This window comes from Metallosphaera javensis (ex Sakai et al. 2022) (assembly GCA_021654415.1).
Lineage (GTDB): Archaea > Thermoproteota > Thermoprotei_A > Sulfolobales > Sulfolobaceae > Metallosphaera > Metallosphaera javensis.
The window spans coordinates 1,160,295-1,181,563 of record AP024487.1; the positions used below are offsets into that span (position 1 = coordinate 1,160,295).

The 21,269-nt window shown below is 46.9% G+C and carries 24 protein-coding genes; 14 read left to right on the forward strand and 10 right to left on the reverse strand.

Annotated features, from left to right (window positions below):
* Positions 1–90 precede the first annotated feature (90 nt).
* Both QVC96_RS06795 and QVC96_RS06800 read right to left on the reverse strand, forming a co-directional pair.
* Positions 91–1,278, reverse strand: coding sequence for a thiolase family protein (locus QVC96_RS06795; protein WP_238025506.1), 1,188 nt, complete (start codon positions 1,276–1,278; stop codon positions 91–93).
* A gap of 33 nt (positions 1,279–1,311) precedes the next feature.
* Positions 1,312–2,568, reverse strand: coding sequence for a tRNA (N(6)-L-threonylcarbamoyladenosine(37)-C(2))-methylthiotransferase (locus tag QVC96_RS06800; RefSeq protein WP_287690356.1), 1,257 nt, complete (start codon positions 2,566–2,568; stop codon positions 1,312–1,314).
* A 55-nt stretch (positions 2,569–2,623) separates the two neighbouring features.
* Here QVC96_RS06800 and QVC96_RS06805 point away from each other — a divergent pair, with 55 nt between their 5' ends.
* The 9 genes from QVC96_RS06805 to QVC96_RS06845 all read left to right on the forward strand — a co-directional run bounded on the left by QVC96_RS06805 (position 2,624) and on the right by QVC96_RS06845 (position 8,823).
* A complete protein-coding gene (locus QVC96_RS06805; RefSeq protein WP_238025514.1) occupies positions 2,624–3,046 on the forward strand; it encodes a translation initiation factor IF-2 subunit beta in 423 nt (140 codons plus the stop codon).
* Positions 3,047–3,050: 4 nt separating this feature from the next.
* Positions 3,051–3,347, forward strand: a complete 297-nt coding sequence (locus QVC96_RS06810; RefSeq protein ID WP_287690358.1) for a DUF424 domain-containing protein — start codon at positions 3,051–3,053, stop codon at positions 3,345–3,347.
* A 26-nt stretch (positions 3,348–3,373) separates the two neighbouring features.
* Complete coding sequence (locus QVC96_RS06815) at positions 3,374–4,048, forward strand: 60S ribosomal export protein NMD3 (RefSeq protein ID WP_238025516.1); 675 nt, start codon at positions 3,374–3,376, stop codon at positions 4,046–4,048.
* Positions 4,045–4,671, forward strand: a complete 627-nt coding sequence (gene rnhB, locus QVC96_RS06820; RefSeq protein WP_238025517.1) for a ribonuclease HII — start codon at positions 4,045–4,047, stop codon at positions 4,669–4,671. Before QVC96_RS06815 ends, rnhB begins: the two co-directional genes overlap by 4 nt.
* A gap of 1 nt (position 4,672) precedes the next feature.
* A complete protein-coding gene (locus tag QVC96_RS06825; RefSeq protein WP_238025518.1) occupies positions 4,673–5,746 on the forward strand; it encodes a TGS domain-containing protein in 1,074 nt (357 codons plus the stop codon).
* 161 nt (positions 5,747–5,907) lie between these two features.
* Positions 5,908–6,741 (forward strand): hypothetical protein, encoded by an 834-nt coding sequence (locus QVC96_RS06830; RefSeq protein WP_238025519.1) that lies wholly within the window; start codon positions 5,908–5,910, stop codon positions 6,739–6,741.
* Positions 6,742–6,923: 182 nt separating this feature from the next.
* A complete protein-coding gene (locus QVC96_RS06835) occupies positions 6,924–7,835 on the forward strand; it encodes a DUF1152 domain-containing protein (RefSeq protein WP_238025520.1) in 912 nt (303 codons plus the stop codon).
* Positions 7,836–8,017: 182 nt separating this feature from the next.
* Positions 8,018–8,530: a hypothetical protein gene (locus QVC96_RS06840; protein ID WP_238025522.1), complete on the forward strand. Its 513-nt coding sequence runs from the start codon at positions 8,018–8,020 to the stop codon at positions 8,528–8,530.
* Positions 8,509–8,823: a hypothetical protein gene (locus QVC96_RS06845; RefSeq protein ID WP_238025523.1), complete on the forward strand. Its 315-nt coding sequence runs from the start codon at positions 8,509–8,511 to the stop codon at positions 8,821–8,823. The genes QVC96_RS06840 and QVC96_RS06845 overlap by 22 nt, the downstream gene beginning before the upstream one ends.
* 2 nt (positions 8,824–8,825) lie before the next feature.
* On the opposite strand, the gene QVC96_RS06850 is transcribed toward QVC96_RS06845, so the two are convergent.
* The gene (locus QVC96_RS06850; RefSeq protein WP_238025524.1) at positions 8,826–10,181 is read right to left on the reverse strand and encodes a vWA domain-containing protein; all 1,356 of its coding nucleotides are present in this window, start codon (positions 10,179–10,181) and stop codon (positions 8,826–8,828) included.
* A complete protein-coding gene (locus QVC96_RS06855; RefSeq protein WP_255776088.1) occupies positions 10,178–11,350 on the reverse strand; it encodes an AAA family ATPase in 1,173 nt (390 codons plus the stop codon). Before QVC96_RS06855 ends, QVC96_RS06850 begins: the two co-directional genes overlap by 4 nt.
* A gap of 260 nt (positions 11,351–11,610) precedes the next feature.
* Between QVC96_RS06855 and QVC96_RS06860 the strand changes: the two genes are divergently transcribed.
* The 5 genes from QVC96_RS06860 to QVC96_RS06880 are packed head-to-tail and all read left to right on the forward strand — an operon-like array spanning position 11,611 to position 16,178.
* On the forward strand, positions 11,611–12,087 hold the full coding sequence (locus QVC96_RS06860) for a single-stranded DNA-binding protein (RefSeq protein WP_238025525.1): 477 nt from the start codon (positions 11,611–11,613) through the stop codon (positions 12,085–12,087).
* A 53-nt stretch (positions 12,088–12,140) separates the two neighbouring features.
* Complete coding sequence (locus QVC96_RS06865; protein WP_238025643.1) at positions 12,141–12,422, forward strand: PqqD family protein; 282 nt, start codon at positions 12,141–12,143, stop codon at positions 12,420–12,422.
* 24 nt (positions 12,423–12,446) lie between these two features.
* Positions 12,447–14,096: a molybdenum cofactor synthesis domain-containing protein gene (locus QVC96_RS06870; RefSeq protein ID WP_287690360.1), complete on the forward strand. Its 1,650-nt coding sequence runs from the start codon at positions 12,447–12,449 to the stop codon at positions 14,094–14,096.
* A 38-nt stretch (positions 14,097–14,134) separates the two neighbouring features.
* Positions 14,135–15,070 carry a homoserine kinase gene (locus QVC96_RS06875; protein ID WP_287690362.1) on the forward strand — a complete coding sequence of 312 codons (936 nt, stop codon included), beginning with the start codon at positions 14,135–14,137 and terminating at the stop codon, positions 15,068–15,070.
* Positions 15,054–16,178, forward strand: coding sequence for a PLP-dependent transferase (locus QVC96_RS06880; RefSeq protein WP_287690363.1), 1,125 nt, complete (start codon positions 15,054–15,056; stop codon positions 16,176–16,178). The genes QVC96_RS06875 and QVC96_RS06880 overlap by 17 nt, the downstream gene beginning before the upstream one ends.
* A 91-nt stretch (positions 16,179–16,269) precedes the next feature.
* Here QVC96_RS06880 and QVC96_RS06885 read toward each other — a convergent pair whose 3' ends face one another.
* Genes QVC96_RS06885 through QVC96_RS06910 form a run of 6 tightly spaced genes read right to left on the reverse strand, consistent with a single transcriptional unit; the run spans position 16,270 to position 21,241 of the window.
* Positions 16,270–16,611: a succinate dehydrogenase gene (locus tag QVC96_RS06885; protein WP_287690364.1), complete on the reverse strand. Its 342-nt coding sequence runs from the start codon at positions 16,609–16,611 to the stop codon at positions 16,270–16,272.
* A complete protein-coding gene (locus tag QVC96_RS06890) occupies positions 16,608–17,480 on the reverse strand; it encodes a CoB--CoM heterodisulfide reductase iron-sulfur subunit B family protein (RefSeq protein ID WP_287690365.1) in 873 nt (290 codons plus the stop codon). The genes QVC96_RS06885 and QVC96_RS06890 overlap by 4 nt, the downstream gene beginning before the upstream one ends.
* Positions 17,477–18,436 carry a succinate dehydrogenase/fumarate reductase iron-sulfur subunit gene (locus QVC96_RS06895; protein ID WP_287690366.1) on the reverse strand — a complete coding sequence of 320 codons (960 nt, stop codon included), beginning with the start codon at positions 18,434–18,436 and terminating at the stop codon, positions 17,477–17,479. Before QVC96_RS06895 ends, QVC96_RS06890 begins: the two co-directional genes overlap by 4 nt.
* A gap of 1 nt (position 18,437) precedes the next feature.
* The gene (locus QVC96_RS06900; RefSeq protein ID WP_287690367.1) at positions 18,438–20,138 is read right to left on the reverse strand and encodes a succinate dehydrogenase flavoprotein subunit; all 1,701 of its coding nucleotides are present in this window, start codon (positions 20,136–20,138) and stop codon (positions 18,438–18,440) included.
* A gap of 36 nt (positions 20,139–20,174) precedes the next feature.
* The gene (locus tag QVC96_RS06905; protein ID WP_238025535.1) at positions 20,175–20,966 is read right to left on the reverse strand and encodes an HAD-IIA family hydrolase; all 792 of its coding nucleotides are present in this window, start codon (positions 20,964–20,966) and stop codon (positions 20,175–20,177) included.
* On the reverse strand, positions 20,957–21,241 hold the full coding sequence (locus QVC96_RS06910) for a hypothetical protein (RefSeq protein ID WP_238025536.1): 285 nt from the start codon (positions 21,239–21,241) through the stop codon (positions 20,957–20,959). The genes QVC96_RS06905 and QVC96_RS06910 overlap by 10 nt, the downstream gene beginning before the upstream one ends.
* Between the last annotated feature and the right edge of the window lie 28 nt (positions 21,242–21,269).

Below are 21,269 nucleotides of genomic sequence, written 5' to 3' on the forward strand. Positions count from 1 at the left end.
TTAACAAGATGGCGGAATATTAAAAACTTAGCTTATTTTACGTCTTCATGAAAGCTAGAGACTAAAAATGTTAAATCACCGGTTCAAAGATTAGAGTGGCCGAAGCAACTCCAAACCTATAGCTGTTGACCCTCCCACGCCGTGACAGATACTTGCGATTCCCCTTTTTCCATTCATTTTGCTCAGCACATTGAGCAGGGTCACCATGATCCTAGCACCGCTGGCCCCTATTGGATGACCCAACGCTATTGCTCCTCCGAACACGTTCAATTGCTCGTAGGGCACTCCGAGGTACCTGTGGAAAAGAACATTGTTCACAGCGAAGGCCTCATTATTCTCAAAGTAATCGAACTGAGTAATACCCATGTTGAGCCTTGTCAACAGCTTCTTCACGGAGTGAAGGGGTGCCTCTGTGAAACGCCAACTCTCTATGCCCACCCAGGAGTAACCTAGAATTCTCGCCACTGGATCTACCCCAAACTCCTTCACTGCCTTCTCGCTCATTAGGACCATGGCAACAGCTCCGTCCGAAATCTGAGATGAGTTACCTGCAGTGTGATACCCGTTTTCAGAGAACGCGGGCTTAAGCGAACTTAGTTTCTCAATGGTTGTGTCCGGTCTGATGCCCTCATCCCTCTCTAGTTTACCCTCGTCTAGGTTCACCGGAACAACTTCCGATTTGAATAGTCCCTTCTCCCATGCCTGATGGGCCCTTCTATGACTCTCATAAGCAACCTCGTCCAGTTCCCTCCTGGAGATATCCCTTTCTCTAGCAACCATATCCGCTTCCTGTCCCATGAGTTTGAGGTTGAAGGGGTCTGTAAGTCCGTCCACTAACATCGTGTCAATGAAATTTAAACTTTTTCCAGATAAGAACTTTACACCCCATCTTACTTCTGAATTAACTGCCAGCATGGATTGGCTCATGGATTCCATCCCGCCCGCAACCACCACATCGGCATCACCTCCCTTGATCATTTGAGCTGCGTTGGTAACCCCCATCATACCGGAGGAACATACCATGTCCACACAATAACCGTCAACTTCCCACGGTATTCCCGCTAAAAGCGCAGCCTGCCTAGCTAAATCCTGGCCGTGACCTGCCCTCAATACGTTACCCATGATAGTGATATCGACACGAGAGGGATCAACGTTTGCCCTTCTCAGCGCTTCCTTTATGGCAACAGCCCCTAACATCTGAGGTTTCACTGACTTCAGGGACCCTCCAAAACGTCCAATAGGAGTTCTCACCGCAGAAGCTATGTAAACATCTACCATGGTATCACGTTGGTATAGAAGAATTTAAACTTTTTAAACAATTGTGCCCCTTAGGTCAAAGAATGATGAATCCGTAATCTCAACCTCGTACCATTTACCTAGCTCCGCTCCCCTGAGTATGACGGGAATGTAGTTGAGCGTCCTGCCTATCTGTGTGTCTCCCTTTCCGTTTTCCAGAGCTATAACCTTCATTCTTCTCCCAACGTATTCCCTGTGAATTTCCCTCGAAAGTTCCTCGTAAAGTGATACAGCCCTCTTCAGCCTCTCCTTCTTAACTGCACCAGGAACCTGGATCATCATGGCACTCCTGGTGTTAGGTCTGAGCGAGTACATGGCTATATGTATCCTTTCGAACCTTAATTCCTTCATGAGACGCAATGTATCCTCGAACGCGGCCTCATCCTCTCCGGGGTGACCTACTATTATGTCCGTGGTAATGTTAACTAGGGGAAACCTTTTCCTTATCTCCTTAACGATTTCCCTATACTCATCCACCGTGTACTTCCTGTTCATAACCATCAGTACGTGATCGTTACCGCTCTGCACGGGTAGGTGAAAGAACTTGTACACCTTGGAATTGTCCCAGGCATCCAACAGGCGCTCAAGTTGTCTCATGGCCAGTTCAGGGGTCATCATACCTATCCTCACCATGAAATCCCCCTCCAGGGAAGACACCTCCTTGACCAGCTCTGCAAGTCCCATTTCTCCCCCAATGTCTAGACCATAGGCGGCTGTATCCTGACCCGTTAATTCAACCTCCTTGGCCCCCCTTTCCACTGCTTTCCTCACAGCTTCCACGATCATTCTGGGAGGATAACTTCTCAGCTCCCTTCTGGCCAACTTGGTGATACAGAAGTTACAACTACCAGCGCATCCGTCGGCAATGGGGATCACGGAGATGAGCCCCTCGAAGAGTCCAGGTAATACGGAGGGAGCCTCGCCATAAAGGCTCACTATCCTTTCCTTGGATTCAACAGCCTTGACAATATCCCCTATGGATTGAGGCCCAATCAATGACGATTGAGGTGTAAGAGAGGTGACCAAACCAGGCTCCGCACCAGCTAAACAGCCTGCCACAACCAATTTCTTCCCTGCCCTAGAAAGTTCTGATATTCTCTTCTTCATCTTCTCCTCCGTTTCCATTCTCACTGCACAGGTGTTTATGACTAGAACATCGGCCTCCTCCTCGCTATTCACTATTTCATGTTTTCTGTTCTTTAGCAAAGTCATCATTGAGTACGTATCGCCCTTGTTTAGGGCGCATCCATATGTCTCAAAGTAAATTCTCATAGCTTGTACTAGTCACAAATTTAACCGCGTGATTATATAGAGTTAATCGAGTTTCATGTCAGAGAGGGATAAGCTCTACAACGTGCTTCTGGACAGGCTCTACACTAAGCTGCCCAAAAAGGACTTGGCAGCGGAGACGCAAACTCTTCCTACCCTCACTATTATTAACGTGGGTAATACCACCATTATCAGAAACTTCAGCGAGTACTGTGACAGAATAAGGAGGGAGGACAAGATATGCATGAGATACCTGCTGAAGGAGCTTGCTGCGGCTGGCTCCATATCCGAGAATGGACAGCTGATGATCCAAGGTAAGTTCTCCAACGCCATAGTGAACACCTTCATGGACAGGTTCCTGAAGACCTACGTCCAGTGCTCCACATGTAAAAGCCTTGATACCGTCCTAGTAAAGGAGAAGAAAATATGGTATATTCAGTGCCTGGCATGCGGTGCCAAAAACCCAGTTAAGCCTCTGTGAGATAATGAGGGTAATTCTCAAGGTCATAAGGGGAGAAGGACACGTCTTTGTGAACATATGTGAAAAGGAGTACCTTGGAAAAGAATTCAGGGAGGATAGGGCAGTTCTAAACGTAAACGATGAATTCTACGGGGGAGACGAGGTGGACATTAACTATGCCCTAAACCTAGTGGATGAGGCCACGGTGGTGAGCATGGTGGGAGAGAAGGTAATTGGGGAGGCAATAAGAAGGGGGCTTGTCCATGAGAACGCCGTATTAACCGTATCAGGGGTGAAGTTCGCACAGATCTATAATCTGTGATGGAAATGGGAGGAAAATTCTGTGTAATGTGCGGAAGAGAGGACGTAAAGCTCATAGATAGACTCTGTCCCTCATGTTATGTGAAAACAAGGGAGATAGCTAGAGTGCCTAGAAGCATGTCAATTACAGTATGCAGGATTTGCGGTTCCAGGAAGATTAAGGGAAAGTGGACTCCACCCCGTGGAGATATATCATCTTCCTTGGAGGAGGAGATAGTCTCGGCCATAGAGCTGGACGATCATGTAGGAGAGTATCACGTGGATGTGGGGCAAATGTGGAGTGATGTTCATGGTAACAATCACTTTCCATTGAGGATTTCAGGTTCGGTTGAGGGAGAAAGATTCGACGAAACCAAGGACGTGATGGTTAAGGTGGAAAGTACCCTATGCGACTCTTGCGTAAAAAGACGAGGGAAATACTACGAGGCAATAATACAGCTTAGATCCAAGGAGGGTAACCTGGCGCTGGATGAGAAAAGATTCTTCGAGTCCTTCTTTTCAAGAGAGGACGCGGAGAACCTTTCGGATATAGTTGAATTGAAAGAAGGAGTGGATTATTATTTCATTAGCAGAACTGTGGCCAAGAGGCTTGTGGCGAAGTTCGTAAGCGAGGTTAAGGTTGAGATGAAGGAGAGTTACCAAAGGGAGAGGATAAAAAGAGGTAAAAGGGACGCAAAACTAGTAATCTCCTTGAGGTTATGAGGATAGGGATAGACGAAGCAGGGAGAGGATGCCTAATTGGACCCATGGTGGTAGCGGGAGTGGCCCTGAGCGAGGTGGCATTGGAACGGTTGAAGAAGCGCGGTGTAAAGGATAGCAAGAAGCTCACCAGGAAGGAAAGGGAGAGACTATTTGAGTTGATAGTTTCTGAGAGCGAGGGGGTAGCCATTGCAAAGGCCCTTCCTGAGGAAATTGATGCTAAAAATCTGAACAGGTTGACCTACAGCAAGGTAATAGAGATCATAGATGCGTTATCCTGGGTTAACCCTGAAGTTGTGACTGTGGATAAGGTTGGAAGGGAGACTGAGGTCATACAGACAATTAAGAAACATGGATTTAGCCCAAATGTTGTTCACAAGGCTGACGAGCTGTTTGTTGAGGCCAGCTCGGCAAGTATTGTGGCTAAGGTGATAAGGGACAGGATAATAGACTCGTTAAAGAAGGACTTTGGGGACTTTGGAAGTGGATATCCCTCGGACAGGAAAACCGTTCAGTGGTTGCTGAACCTAGTTTCCAGGGGAGACGAACCACCAAATATTATAAGGAGATCATGGAAATTATTACTAAAATACGCACCGGAGTTCTACGTTGATAAGGTGAGCTGAAGTGGTCACTAACCTTCCCGCTGAGGCTAAGACTAAATGGCTAAGAGTGATGGACGCCAAGACCCCTGAGGAAAAGATAAAGGCAATTCAGGATTTCCTGAGTAGCGTACCCAAACACAAGGGAACTGAAAATCTAGTCTACTGGGCAAAAAGAAGACTGTCAGAGCTGAGAGAGGAGACGGAGAAACAGAAGAGGAAATCCAAGGGTGGGGGTCTTTCCTTTTTCGTGGAGAAGGAAGGAGCGGGGCAGGTTCTGGTGCTGGGTAAGGAAGAACTGAAGAATCCGCTTGTGCGCAGGCTCACCAACGTAAAACAGGACCCCAAGGATTACCCAGTTCCTGCTATGACCTTCTACGAGGATGCACCCATTCAGTTGGTCAATCCTCCCCAAATTATTCTGGATTCGAGGCTCATAGTGAGCAAACTCCTTGGATTGGCCAGAAATGCAGACTCAATCCTTTTCGTGGTGGAGGACCAAGAGGAATTCACAAGAATGAGGGAGTTTCTGGAGAACAATAACATCCTACTAGGAAAACCCAAGGGGAAAGTGATAATAGAGCGATTCAGGAGCACCAAGGAGGGACTAAGGATAGTTATGATGGGAAAATTGACAGGAACCACAGAGGATCAGGTTAAGAACTACCTCAGGGAGTTCGGTATTAAGTCAGCTGTGGTGAAGATTGTGGGGGAGGTTACTCTGGACGATGTGGAGAAATCACTCTTCGAGGCCATCACCTTTAAGCCTGCGGTGGTTGCCTCAGTTAAGCCATTTCAAGTTCAGGGAATACCGGTTGTGAACGTGACTGACTTAGATAGTCTAAGAAGAGAGCTGTACCTCAGCCTTGATGTGATAAGAATCTACACCAAGGAGCCCATGGAGGAACCCACAAAGGATCCAATGTTCATGAAGAGAGGATCCACAGTCCTGGATGTTGCCCAGAAACTTCACAGCCAGCTCTCTGAAAACTTCAAGTACGCCAAAGTATGGGGTAAATCTGCCAGGTTTCCTGGACAGAGAGTGGGCGAGGATCACGTCCTAGAGGATAAGGATATCGTGGAAATCCATGTAAAGTGACAAATGAGCTTATATTTATGTTCATCACTATTTTAACTGTATTGTTTTCTAGTCTGCCATTATTTATATGAACAAAAAATAACAGGCGTGTATTTAAGCTTTTCTTAGACAGCACTTTACAAAACTTTGAAACCACTGTTTTCAATCTGCCTCTGATAGATATGTTAGAGACCTACGAGATTGAACTTAGAATACCAAGGTCAGTAGTAAGATCTGGACTAATGGACCCATTCCTTTTCTCGGGAGTGATGGGGCATGTTAACATTCTTCAGATCTTAGACAAGAAATCAGCAGAGTATGTAGCGCCCGGTAAACTCTCTGAACCTGGCAATGACTACAGGGTTCTCTACGTCTTCGGCACACCAGACACAAAACTGCATACGGTTCTTGGATACATGAAGGGGCCAGAATTGGAAGGGGGATCAATATTCTATTCTGGAAAGTCGGACGACAATAAATTTGAATGGAAGGCTCACTTTTACGTGGAAGAAAGCGCAAACGGTTCCAAGCTAAGGATAGGTCTAGAGGTCAGCTACAGGACCTCAGCCCTTGACAAGCTAATAGGGAAAAGTCCCTTTGAATTAGCTCAGCACATAATTCAGGATCACATTATTCCATATCTGAGACTATATCTCAGCAAGGAACAGCAGATGGTTCAGGAACAAGGAATCTTTGCTAACGAGGTCATGCGAATTGAGGGTGATATTGCTGAAGTGGCAACGAAGATCAGGCAATTAATTGAGAGCGTAAATTCAGGGTTTATTGTAATTAAGGGCAAAAATATCAGAGCGAGCATTCAGGTTCTGAACAAACGCCCCAGCTTAATGAAAATGATTAGAGGAAACCAAATAATCACAGGAAATGACGTTCTTGCGAATCTAATTTTAGAGTCGGGCAATGCGGTGGCAGTTGCGTATGAAATTGACTTGGAGAGAGTATTGGATACTACAAGCGAACAGATTTCAAAAGCCATTGAGATGCATGGGAAAGAGTAGAGAAGTGTGACTGGATTCAACGTGGCTTTTCACTACGCTTTACTTACTTATGGAGCCACTTTAGAATATGGCGAACTAGTGAAAGATAACTATCTAACCTGAAGACATCTAACATCATTTTCTCTTCCCTTATTTTCTTCTAAAGATAACCCTTTAGATAGGAACATCTATCTATCTCATAAATGGGTTCACTGGTTCTGGGGGCTGGAGGAGGTGGAGATATAGTATCTGCGCTTCTTCCTTTCGAGAGATTGAGGAAAAATGGTGAGAAGGTTGTCCTAGGGGCGATTCTATGGGAGAGAAGGGTTGAGGATCCAGTTCCAGGTCCCATCTGTACAAATGACCTGAGAGAGGTAGAGGCAATAAACGAGAGAGTGGCAGTCCTAGGACCAAACTCGTACGCAATCAGGGAGGGAAAAAGAGTAATACCGCAAGCTGCTAGGGTTGCTAGGATATTGGGAGTTAATGTTGTTTCGTTCTGCATATCCGGAGGCGCCATTGGCCTATACGACGATCTCACAGAAATAGCAAGTGAGCTTGGAATAGATCAAGTAATTGGCGTTGATGCAGGAGGTGATATTCTTGCAGAGGGTACAGAAAGCAATCTTCTAAGTCCTCTAGCTGATTCTATAGCCCTAGCATCTCTAACCAAGTTGGAGGAAAGTTACCTGAAGACCCAGTTATCGGTTATTGGTCTGGGGGCAGATGGGGAACTGGAAGCCGAATATCTTTTACAGAGGATTAGCAAGATAGCTTCGCTGAACGGGTTGGTGGAAATACTTGGATATGACGAGAGTACTGCGTCATTAGTGGAAAGGGTATTGGAGGTGACGATCACTGAGGCCTCAGCTCTACCCCTAAAGGCATTCAGGGGGTTATATGGAGAGGTTTCCATCAGAAACGGTAAGAGAAGGGTGTTCGTAAGTCCGCTTACCTCAGTAATGTTTACTTTCAGACCAAGGGTTGTCGCATCCATCTCTAAGCTTTACGAAGCTGTAAGAAATTCCTCGTCTCTCGAAGAGGCCAATGAGGCACTTCATCAACTGGGTTTAATCACAGAACTGGACAGGGAGAGACAGTCTAAGGACGAGTAGCCCTCTCTCATAGAAAGTAAAAGCTTATAATCTATTAGCCCGTCATCGATCTTTCCAATCATCAATGAGTAGGTAGGATTTTTGTGGTGTTAATACCATTCCCCCGCATGTATTATTGGGAGGGGAAGTTTAAACCAAGACTTCCTGAATTGGTCATACAGTGAATAGGAGTGAGCATAGATGTGGATAGTGGTTTATTCCCCTTCCCCACCTCCATAGAGGGTGCGGGGGAGGCGGCGGCTCATGTAATTGCGTCCGCTTCCGCGCTAAAGAACATGAACGAGTTGACCCTGGAAAGTTTAGAAACAGTGAGAAAATATGTTGATAATTGGATAATGAGTGTTGTTCCCCTGGATTACATACCGGGAATGGCAGAATATCTAGGAGGAAAACTGACCAAATCCATTTTGGACGTATTTGAGGAGATATCAGAACAGGAACTGGGAGAGACCTTGGAGATGATTACTTTGGCAAAAAAATCTCTAGATAAAGGCGATGTTCCCTTTAACTTCGCTGAGGTTGAGGTGAGAATAGAGAGAGTGTTTAGAGCCCTTGGCTTGGAAATGAATGACTTCGGAAGGTTTCTGGAGAACTCAAACATAGTGGAGAAAATGAAGAGAACCGTAACCTTGTTTACCTTGGCTGTGGGAATATCTTCAGTACGTGATAGGTTATGGATAGCGGAATCTCAATAACTGCCGAAAAACTTGTAGAGGTCACAGCTAAGTATGCATCACAGATAACAGTTAAAGAGGAGGAGTATATTAGGGCTGTTGGTTTCTCGTCCCGGGAAATGGGGAAAAGGGTTGTGGCAAGGGTGAGTTTCTGGCTTGTTAATCAGGAATCCACCCTGTTATACTGCAGGTTATGTAACAAGGGGCCATTCACCAAGAGGGGCATGTTTCTTCACCTGACAAGAATGCATCATTCTGAGATAAAATTGCTCTTAGAAGAAGAAATAAAAAGAGAGATAAAGGCTATACTTTAGCCTCAGGACTCCACTACCCTAAGTAGATCTCCTTGATCTAAACGATAGACCACGAGATAGTTATCTGATACCCTCTTGAGATCAGCGTTGTCTCCCCTTATCATCACGCTAATCAGCGTGGCATTTGCCTCCTTGAGGGATCTTCTCACAGTAGTCTCGGCAATCTTATCCTCCCCATCTGTCAAGATTATTACCTCGCTGACTCCCCTTACGTGACCGTCCTTTATATCATCGCAGGCTGACATTACTGACCTAGATATATCAGTCCCGCCTCCACCCCTTATCTTACCAATGTACTCAACCATCTTGATTACATCCTTACTTTTCGCGTTCTTTATGACCTTGATCAGGGGATAGGGAATGTTATCGAAGAACCTCAGATAGAAATCCCTGTTCTCCCTTCTGGCCCTGCTGTAGAGTGCAAGGGCAACAGCCTTAGCCCACAGGATCTTCTCCCCATCCATGCTACCGGACTTATCTAAGAGGAGGTATATGGGCCCCAGGGTTTCCTTAATCTGCTTCTGGTATAGCAGAAGCTGGCTCTCCGCTAACTTGACGTCGAAAAGTTCCTCAGGCAACGCTAGCTCTGAAGGAACTAGTCTCTCAAGATCTGAACCTTCCTCATATCCATAGAGTTCTCCTCTGGCGTACCTAGTAGTCCTCTTCTTGGTGAAGCTACCTAACTTGGGGATACCGCTTAGGAATTCCAAGATCTTCTTGATTTCCGTGTTCCTAGCCAGCCTAAGCACGTCATGTATATCTCCCTCAAAGTTCATCATGGATCCTGTACCCGCTCCATTGCCCCCGACTATTCTCTGCATGCTTCTCACCGAGTTGGCGTCCTCTGAAGCCTTTGCCATGGCCTTTTCATGAACCTGTTTCATCAGCTTTCCAGTGGCCTGGTTCTCCTGTTGCTGGTTCTGATTCTGCTTTCCTTCCTTTCCCTGACTTCCCTTCATTATTCCATTAAGGATCTGCTCTGCAGCCTCCCTCTCCTCCTGTGACTGTGAAGTTCTCCTGATCCTTTCCAGTTCCTCTATCAGGTTCTGCACGTAGCTCACTGAAAGGGCCATGCTCACCGCAGAATTCGCAATGGAATAATTCCTGTTCCTGTTCACTATTTCTGAGGAAATGGTAAGATCAATCAATGAGTACTTTATGGAATCACTTTGGTCAATTTCTCCCTTGGTCTTCAGAATAGGGAGAGGGAGATAATGCACATAATAGGTATCGATGAGGAATAGGGGATCTACATTGGACTCCTTACCCGAGACCCTCCTTAGGGTGTTAAGTATCCTCTCGCCCCTGTACTTCACAATGGGGCTTTCGTAATCCACACCTCTAAGGAGACCACTCATGTGTAGATCCCCAGCTTCCTCCCCACTTTTTCTACCAGTCTATCAATTTCCGCTCCAACTTCCCTTGAGAACTCCTCTACCTTCTCGTCACCGCTCTCCTTTCCTAAGGATATTACTCTGTCCTTTGTTGCCCTCAAACTCCTAATTAGGTCAATTAACCTGGGATCGGATTCGTTAGCCGCATCTACATATTTCCCTGCCTCCTTGATATTATTGAATATCTCGTTCAGTTCCCTCATGTACTTTATGGGGGTCTTAAGTTCCTCTGAAAGAAGTGCTGAGACCTTTTCGAAGTCGTCTATCTCTCTAGGAGCTATGTACTTGAGTACCACCAGATCCTCCTCCGTTGCCTTAGTTCTGGAGTTGAGTAGGGCATGAGCTGAGACTATCTTGAGGACCTTACCCTTTCTCCTGTCAGTTAAGTGCACACCTTTCTCTTCTAGCATGACATATAGCTTCAGGAGCTTCGACTTGATCTGGCTCAGGTCCACCTCTGAGAGCATACTGTATAGCCTGTCTAAGTCCTGCACAGTCATCACTGGTTCTTTGACCTTCCATTTATCAGTGAATTCAAGCTCCCAGGATGAGTCTATCAGATCCTTCCACATATCCTCCCCCACGGGTTTCGCGTAATGCCTTAGAAGAAGCCTGTCGTAAAGAGCTTCAAGCTCCGGTTCGTCAGGCACCCTGTTGCTGGCGCTGATTAACGTTCTTAGTGGAACCTTGATAACATTGTAACCGTCATATATCACCCTCTCGTTGAGCAGTGAGAGCAGTGCGTTAAGTATTGCTGAGTTTGCGTTAAATATCTCGTCCAAGAAAGCCAGCTCACTTTCGGGAAGTCTCTCCTTCGTTATTCTCTTGTAAACACCTTGCTTCAATGCATTGACGTCAAGCGCGCCGAAAAGTTCGGCGGGTTCGGTGTATTTTGTAAGTAAATACATGAAGAACCTGGCATTAAGCAGATCTGCTGCCCTTCTAGCTAGGGCTGATTTAGCCGTTCCTGGTTCCCCTATTAATACGATATGCTCCTTTGTAAGGAGAGCCAACGTTATGACCTTAGCCTCCTCTTCCCTTCCCACGAACGGGGAATAGAGGGACTCTAAAAACTTTTTGGGAAGTTCAAGGAGTGATGAACTCACTATTATTCTCCCTATAATGTTTACCATCTTGTAGCTTATAAACAGAGGTTAAGAATTATGAAATAATAAAAATCCTTTCTATTTAACTATATTTTTGTATAAAACCTGCATAACATCTTGAATGGACGTACGTTTGAATCCTTTAAATAGGAAATTTTAATTGTCGCATTTATTTTATACTAAAGGCGATAAGCGTGAAGGGTTCGTGCGGTATATCAAACTAACCAACTAATTTATATAGGCGAATTTCAAAGATTGAAATAACAAATTCGTGTGAGTCGAGATATATGGACGAAAAGATAGGAAATCTAAAAGGCGGGATGGAGAACATAAGTGTAACCGCCCGCGTTTTGGAAGTAGGTGAACAAAAGACCGTTCAGACAAAGAACGGCCCTAGAACCATTCGTGAAGTAATGGTGGGAGACGACACAGGGAGAGTTAAGCTTACCCTGTGGGGGAACCAAGGCGACGAAGTGAAAGAAGGTCAAATAATCAAGGTTGAAAACGCTTGGACCACTGTCTTTAAGGGGCAAGTTCAACTTAACGCAGGTAGCAGGTCCAAGATCAGCGAGACTGCTGAGGAATCGATCCCAGAGGCCGATCAGGTTCCGGAAAACACTCCTACCGATGATTCTCCCCCAAGAAGGGGTGGATTCAGAGGTAGAGGTGGAGGAAGGAGAAGTTACGGCGGTGGTTTCGGAGGAAACTATGGCGGTGGAGGCTTCAGGAGAAGGCCAAGAGAAGGCGGAGAGGAAGAAGAGTGAACTTTGAAGAAGACAGGGAACCGGAAGAGGAACACGACCATTTCCATCCTTCACTGGATTTCAATGAGATAAAGGACAGGAAACCCAGAAGAGAAGGTGAATACGTAGAGAAGAGTGAGGATGGAGAGAAGTTCATCATAAAGTTAGCTGAGGACAAGATTTACGAAGTCGCTGCCGTGGCCTATTACATCTGGGCCATGTGTGACGGAGAAAGAACTGTAGGCGATATAGTTCAGGAAATTAGCAAGGAAGCTCAGATTGAGGAGGAGCAGATTAGGGCACCCATCGTGGCAGTACTCGAGCAACTTCAGGAGGCAGCCCTAATAACCATTTAAAAGTTTGTTTTGTGTATTTTTCTCATGAGAAATTTCGTTCCTGAGGAGAATTTACCTACTCCACAAGAGGCCGTAGAGCTATTTCTCAAAACTGTACCCCCCAAGAGGAGGGTAATTTCTGTTGGAATCTTGGACTCGGTGGGAAAGGTAACCGCTTCACCCGTGCTCGCTAATACAGATTATCCACCCTTCTCTAGATCTACTGTGGACGGATTTGCAGTAAAATCGTCCTCCACTCCTGGAAAATTTAGGATAGTTGACAAGATATCCATTGGAGAGTGGAAGGATATTACCCTTGGACCTGGAGAGGCAGTGGAAGTGGATACGGGATCCCCTATCCCATGGGGAGCCGACGCTGTAGTGAAAATAGAGGATACTCACGTGGAGTTTCCGTTCGTTGAAATAAATTCTAGAATGAGATTTGGAGCCAATGTGGCGTGGGCTGGAAGTGATATTCCCAAGGGTTCAGAAATCATGGGTGAACTACAGGAAGTCACAGCAGAGGATGTTGGTGCCCTAGCGTCTGTGGGAGTGGAGAAGGTTGAGGTATATGATCTTCCCAAGGTCTATGTCATTGCGACCGGGGACGAGCTGGTTCAGCCCGGGGCGGATCTCGCTCCTGGAAAGATATACGAAAGCAACGTCCATTTCCTAGTCTCTAGGCTGGCACAACTGGGATGCCGGGTAATTGGAACAGAAGTTCTGCCTGACAATAAGGAAAGGATCAGGGACTCTCTCAAGATGGCAGTAGAGACAGCTGACCTCATTATTACCACAGGGGGTACGAGTGCGGGCGAGAAGGATTACATACATCAGTTGATAAAGGAGATGGGAAAAATCGTGGTACAGGGCATAAACACGAAACCCGGAAAACCTACGATCCTTGGAGAGATACGCGGTAAACCAGTTTTCGGACTCTCAGGAAACATAGTGGCCACAATTATGACGTTCAACCAGCTGGTGGAGAAATATATAGGGGAATTCTCAGGAAGATCCATGGCCACTAGGAGGGCCTATCATGGGAAGATCACTGCAATATCCATTTTACCCATTCAGGCTGACAGATTCAGGGTTACCAACATACCGGTGTACTTGGTTAAGGGACAAGGTAGATATTACGCAATCCCTGTTCCCTTCGATAGTTACATGGTGGGTACCTTCGCCGGCTCGGATGGTTACGTAACCTTGCCCCCCGGTACACAGGTTAAGGAGGGGGAGGAGATTGAGGTGACCGTAAAGAGCCTTGATAATAGACCTGTAATAATAGGGGAGGAAGACGTGAGGATAAGGGAGGTGAAGGCTAGGAAAATATTGCTGGGCACGGTACCGGCTTGTGCTGCACTCAAGTATGGTGTGGGAGATGCGCTTATCCTGAGCGATTTCCTTTGTAGGGAAGATGTTCCAGACGCTGTGGAGGTAAGACGCTGGATCATCTCTCAAGGAGAGGGTGATCCTGTCAGCTATCATGATTGGATAGGCATGAGTAGGTTGGTTAAGGAGCCGGCAGTGAAATTGAAATCGCCCTCCACGGCTCCCCTTTTCCTGGGTAAAGGGAAGGTAATTGCTCCCCAGGGGTACATAGATGGCGAGAGAGTAACTCAAGAGAGATTAAAAGTAATAGTGAGGAATAGGGACCTTCAATTCTTAGAAGGAATATTTTCCGAAAGTACCTAGTTGGAAAAGCCTTTTACTTCAACTCCTTATTCTCGGGTATGCGTTCAGTGAAAGCTACAGCATTCTCATCTTCTGCTAACCTCGGTGCTGGTTATGATATACTTTCCATGAGTCACTCGGCCTTTAGTGACATCGTGTACGCTGAGATCCTGAATGAAAGGGAGAGGAAGGTAGTAATAGCGTCAAACACTGGCATACCCTTGGATCCAGCAAGAAACTCGGCAGGTGCCCCAGTTGAGGCAATCCTGAGGGAATTTCAATTGAATTACACGGTGAAACTCAGCGTGATAAAGGGAGTTCCCCCAGGGCTGGGTCTAGGAAGCAGCGGAGCCTCCGCTGTAGCTGCAGCGGCTGCAGTCAACGAACTGTTCAACCTTCATTTAACCCTGGAGGACATAGTGAGGTTCGCTGTGATTGGCGAAAAGGCGGTGAGCGGATCTCCTCACCCGGATAACGTGGCAGCTAGTGCTTTTGGGGGAATTGTGGCCGTCACATCCCATGACCCCATAAGGGTTGTGAGAGTACCGATTAACCTAGACTTCAAGTTGATGTTGGTCATACCCAAGGTCAACACGGGAGAAGGGAAGACGAAGAAGGCAAGGGAGCTGGTCCCCAGACAGGTTGAGGTCTCCAAAGTTGTGGAAAATACAAGGTTCCTCTCCTCTTTCATTCTGGGGGTGGTAAAGGGTGATAGGATACTGGTCAGGGAAGGATTGAACGATAACATCGTGGAGAAGTCTAGGGAACCAATGTATCCACACTATCCCAAAATCAAGGAAACTGCTCTAAAGTATAACGCAGTTGGTGCGTGCGTAAGCGGAGCAGGACCAACGGTGCTTATCCTTTATGACAATTCCACTAGACTGGAGGAGATAAGAAAGGAGAGTGCGCAGATATGCGCACAACATGGTTTCTCGTGTGACTTCATTACCACTGAGATAGGAGAGGGTGTTAGAGTTGAGGGAATCAACTAAGTCGGTGAGGGAATCCATAGATCCCACAACGGGGGCAATAACTACCCCTATCTATCAGACTTCAGCGTTCCTTTACCCTGAAGGTGAAAAGTATAGGTATTCCAGAGAGGTTAACCCCACTGTACTTGAGTTAGGTAAAAAGATAGCTGAACTTGAAGGTGCGGAGGCAGGGCTTGCGTTTTCCTCAGGTATGGGGGCTATCTCAACTACCATGTTAACTTTACTCCGTCCAGGTATGAAACTCTTGGTTCACGTGGACATGTTCGGGAGAAGCCTAAGGTTCACTAAGGATTATCTATCGTCCTGGGGAGTGAAGGTTGACGTGGCTCCTGCTAGCGACCAAAGGATGCTTGAGATGATAAGCACTGGTTATGACGTAGTGATGGTTGAGAGCATCACCAATCCCTTGCTGAGGGTCATTGACCTGGAGAGAGTTGGAAAGGCCTGCTCAGAGATAGGAGCTACTCTGCTTGTGGACTCTACGTTTGCCACTCCAATTAATCAGAGACCGCTGGAATTTGGGGCATCGCTGGCTATACACAGCGCATCGAAGTTCATTGCAGGGCACAACGACGTCATAACTGGGCTGATAGCAGGTAAGGGAGAACTGGTAAGGGCTATAGATCAGATGAGGAGAACCCTCGGAACATCTCTAGATCCCCATCCAGCCTATCTCACCATTAGGGGCATGAAGACGCTTAAGATAAGGATGGATGTCATAAACAGGAACGCACAACAGGTAGCTGAGTTCCTTGAGGCGCATCCTAAGGTAGCTAAGGTTTACTATCCTGGTCTCAAGAGCCATGAAAGCCACAGTGTAGCTAGGAGGGTTCTCAAGGGCTTCGGCGGAGTGGTGAGCTTTGAGGTAAAAGGCGGAGTGGAGGAAGCTTTGAAGGTGATGAAATCTACCTCCGTAATAATTCCAGCTCAAAGTCTAGGAGGCGTTAACTCCCTTATCTCCCATCCAGCAACAATGAGTCACAGGACCCTTTCCCCTGAAGAAAGAAGGGCCTCAGGAATCGGGGATTCCCTCCTTAGATTGTCTGTGGGCATAGAGGACGTGGAAGACCTGATAGAGGACTTAGATAAGGCACTCACCAAGATTTAGAGAAAGATTTATTTTTGAACCGAAAAAGAGTCTATTGCCATACCTAGCCTACAGCCATGTAACCATGGCAGAGTGAAGCTAGGGCCTCCTCTCATTTCTTAGAGGAGTCCTTGATTTTCATGAGATACTCCTTGATTGCATTGAGATCTGATTCGATGTGAGCTTCATCCGTCGCGATCCACATTATGCCCCCTGCAGCATCAACGACCTCGCCATATATCTTGAGATCCTTAACCCTTTCCTTCCAGTTGAAGGGAATCTTGGAAATCACCAGAACGTAGAGTTCCCCAGTGTTACGAAGATGAAACTTGCCCCAGAAAAGATCGTCAACCTTGTACTCTGCCTCCTTAGCAAAGGGTTCCTTTCCAGGCCTCTCTGATACATCCTTCCAGGGACCCATCTCCCCACCTAACTTACTGATATCCTGGATCATGTTATACCCCTCTCCTCCAGGGCTTTCATTGCTATCTTGCTAAGTCCAAGTTCCTTAGGACTTATCCCGAAGGATATCGCTAGGAGTTGAGTAACGTATATTGTGGGCATGGTCCAACTGGTCTTAAACTCATCCATAACCTTGAACTGGGTAACGTCCAGTTGCAGATGACATAGACTGCATGGATGTACTATGATATCAGCTCCTGCTCCTTTTGCCGAGGAAAGGACGTTATAGGCCAGTTTCAATCCTCCCTTGGGGTTACTGCCCATCAAGGGGAAACCACAGCATGCAGTGGCCATGGGGAACCTCACCGGTGTGGCCCCGGTGGCGGATACGAGATCCTCAAGACTGTGGGGCTTGTATGCTGACTCGAACCCCATGATCTGCTCAGGCCTGAGCATCTGACATCCATAATACGTTCCCACCTTCAGTTGATTCAGGGGTCTAGTAACGTGGGACTTTATTTTCTCCACTCCCACGTCTCTCACTAATACCCACACGATATGCTCAGCGTCTACAGTTCCCTTGTACTCTATGGAGGCCGACCTAAGCCTGGAATCCACCTCCTTTCTGAGTTCCTTGTCCTCCTTGTAGTTATTTACCGCGAGCCTGTGACTCTGCAGGCAAACGCTACAGGGAGTTGCCATCTTGTTAAGTCCCATCTTCTCCACCTGGGACAAGTTCCTTAGATTCAAGGCAGCATGAGCCTTTTGGTCATACTCGTCCAGAAAGCCTCCTCCACAGCAGTTCCAGTCCTCCACCTCTACCAGTTCCAGTCCTAGTACCTCAGCTACTTTCTTTGTGGCTATATCCACGTCCTTGGAGAGGCCATGGGTTGCACATCCGGGGTAATATGCTACCTTCATTCGTCCTCACCCATCAATTTCTGAATTTGATCTATTTGAGTAACCTTCTTTTCCCTAATTAATGCAAGGTTCACCTTCCCGTTTCTCATGGTGTAGAACATGTCCCTAATTGCCTCAGCTAGACCATAAGTTGTGATATATACCTTCGCCTCCTCAAGCTTCCCTGTTTCCCTGATACTATCGAATATGGCCTTCACGTGTTTCTCACCAGTCTTTACTACCTCGGTCTTCTCCTTAAGGAATCTGGTATGGGCCCTCGTCTTCTTGATGGTGGTAACTGGCTCCACGTCCCTCGGGCATACGTTAAAGCACTGATAGCAATATGTGCACCTCCATGCACTATCAGCCAAAATTTTCAACCTTTCATCGTAAATTGTATCTCTGGGATCTGCAAGGAACCTGTAGCCCTTCGCATGTGCTGCAGGTCCTAAAAAGTCCTGGTCAATTCTGACGGCTGGACATGATGAGACGCACAGCCCACACCAGATACATTGGGCAAACTTCCAGAGCTCCCTCTGGTCCTCCGGCCTTAACCTATGTTCACCGTTACCTTCCGTTACTTCCTTGCTAGGATATAGTCTAGGTTTAACCTTGAACATCCTAGTGTAAAAATCATCCATGTCCACGATCAGGTCCTTCTGAACCTTGAAGTAATCCATGGGCTCAACAGTTATCTGGTTGCTATCATACTTCTTCACTAGGTCTAGAGCTAGGGTCTTACACGCAAGCCTTGGCTCCCCATTAATTTTCATGGCACAGCTACCGCACACAGCCATATGACAGGAGGCCCTGTAAGCCAGGGTTGGATCTTGCTCCGACTTTATCCTCCTGAGAACCTCAGTCATTTGGGTGAATCTGTCCACCAGTAGCTTGTACTCCTGCCAGTACTCTCCCTTCTCCTGGTTATACCTTCTTACCTTGACTATGATCTCCCTCTGTTCCGCCTGACTCTCCATGTCAGTACACCCTCGCCTCAGGTTGCCACCTAGTCATAGTCACGGGCTTAAATCCTATCTCCACTTGATTACCCTTCAAGTAAGCCAAGGTGTGTTTAAGCCAGTTTTTATCATCCCTCTCTGGATAATCGGTCCTGTAATGGGCGCCCCTTGATTCCGTTCTGGTCAACGCCGACTTAGCTATTATTACAGCCAAGTCCATCATATTCCTCAGCTCCAAGGCGTTAAAGAACTCGGTATTGTAGGTTTTACTCTTGTCAGTAACGTACATACTCTTCACCTGTGCCCTGAGCTTCTCTACCTCTGACAGGGCTGTCTTCAACAGATCCTCGTTCCTGAATATTCCAACATCGTCCCACATCACCTGCCTGAGTTTATTGAGTATCTCACCGAAATGTACCCCGGACTCACTCTTCACGAAGGTATAGGCATCGTCAAGGAGTTTCTCCGCTTCCTTTTCTAGGGTAGTGGAGGAGGACTCTTCATGCTTCCTGAGATATTCAACAACCGCCCTTCCAGTCTCCCTACCAAAGACGAGAGTCTCGAGCAGGGAGTTTGAACCCAGTCTATTAGCACCGTGAACTGACACACAGGCCACCTCTCCTGCCGCGAACAGACCCTGCAGATCACTGTTCTTTCCTGTTATATCCACGTCTACGCCGCCCATGTAGTAGTGTTGTGCAGGTCTAACAGGGATGGGCTCCTTGGTCGCGTCCACCCCTGCAAAGCTCATTGCCGCCTCATAGGCCAACGCAAGTCTCTCCTTAATGTAGCTCTCTCCCAGATGGGTGAGGTCCAGCCCAACGTAACCTCCTGGAAATCCCCTTCCTTCCCTTATCTCTATGGTGATGGACCTGGAAACTATATCCCTTGGAGCCAAGTCAAGTTTTTTGGGGGCATACCTGGTCATGAACCTCTCCCCCTTGTTGTTTTTCAGGATTCCTCCCTCTCCCCTGGCTGCCTCACTGATCAAGATGTCTGAGGGATAAAGGGCTGTAGGGTGAAACTGCACAAATTCTGGATCCTTAAGGGCTGCCCCGGCCCTCAGGGCCATGGAGTATCCATCCCCTGTGTTTATGTAGGCATTGGTGGTATGGGCATATAACATTCCCATGCCTCCTGTGGCTAGAACCACGGCCTTGGCCTTGAACAGGACTGGCTCCATGGACTTCATTTCCATGGCCAGAACGCCGGCTACCCTCTTCTCGTCCAGTACTAGGTCTACTGCAAACCATTCGCTATAGAAATCCACGGAGAGACCTGAGACCCTCTCAAATAGCGTGTGCAGAAGCGCCATCCCAGTTTTATCTCCAACGAACCTAGTCCTGGGATAGGTTTGTCCCCCAAAATAACGCAATGCAACTCTACCATCAGGTTGCCTATTAAATAACGTGCCCCATCTTTCCATTATCTCGACTATTTCCCCCGATTTTTGTGAGAGTAACTCTGCAGCGTCTTGATCTACCAGATAATCTCCTCCCTTTACCGTATCATAGGTCATGTAGTCTGGATTGTCATTGGGATCCGAGTTACCTCTAACATACGCGGCTATTCCGCCTTCTGCGGAGGAGGAGTGAGACCTTGTGGGAAAAACCTTGGAGATGACCGCTACCTTGTAACCTGCAGAAGCGATCTCGTGGGCCGACATTAGCCCTGCTAATCCTCCTCCAAGAACTACTGCGTCATAAAGAAGTTTGTCCATACAAAAATCGCAATAGATACGTTATTAAGAATTACTTTAAGAGAGTAGTTCAGATAGGTTCTTTATTACAAATGTAGGGCGTATTCCCGTTCTTTCTACGTCGTGACGCTGGGAAATACCGGTTAGAACTAGGGCGGTATCAGCTCCCAGATCGTTCCCCATCTTGATGTCAGTTTCCAGTTGATCGCCAATAACCAAGACTTTCTTCAGGTCATTTATTCCCATGAGCTCCATTGCTACCTGAACAATCCACTTATTGGGTTTCCCTGCCACAAAGTCCGGTTCCCTCTTCAGCGCATATATCAGCGCGCTGGCGAGAGCACCTGCTCCCAACCTCAAACCGTCCTTAGAGGGCCATAACCTATCCATGTTTGTGACAACGAACTTGCTACCTCTCCATATACATCTCATACCAACGGATAACTTATCGTAGGTAACTAGCCGGTCCAACCCCAGTATTACAACGTCAGGGTTCTCCTTTTCGGCATTAGCAGTCATAAGGACCTCGTATCCTGCATTTCTTATCTCCTCCACTAGACCTTCCTCTCCAATCACAAAAACCTTCCTTACATCCCACGTCTTTTTCATGTAAAGGACGGCCGCTAAACCGCTGGTGATGATGTTTCTAGGATCAATGGGCAGGCCCAAATAGTTTAACTGCCTTGAGAGGAGAACCCTGCTGAACCCGGAGTTGTTGGTGACTAGAATTACCTTCTTTCCTTCTTCTATCATCCGTCTAAGGGAGTTTATGTTATCCCATATGGGTTCGCCCTCCATGAGAATGACTCCATCAACGTCGCTTATCACCAGGTCGTAGTCTAGCCCCATCTCGCTATCGCCTCCATCTTGGTCCTGAGTGCCTCTGAAGTTATGCCCTGACCTAGATCGAAAAGGAATAGTCCCTGAGGGTTGTAAAGCGCTGAATCACACGACCACTTGCCAGGAAAGGGCCTCATTATCTTCACGTAATTGGCTCTCCCCTCAAAAGCAAATATTAAAAAATCCCCTAGATCCTTGATCTCAACGTAAAACATTGTGCACTCTCCCAGGTTATTTCTGATAACCTTCAGAGGGCTTATTCCACCCAGATCGATTTCAATCATTTTTTTATCCACTCCCGTTGTGTAAACA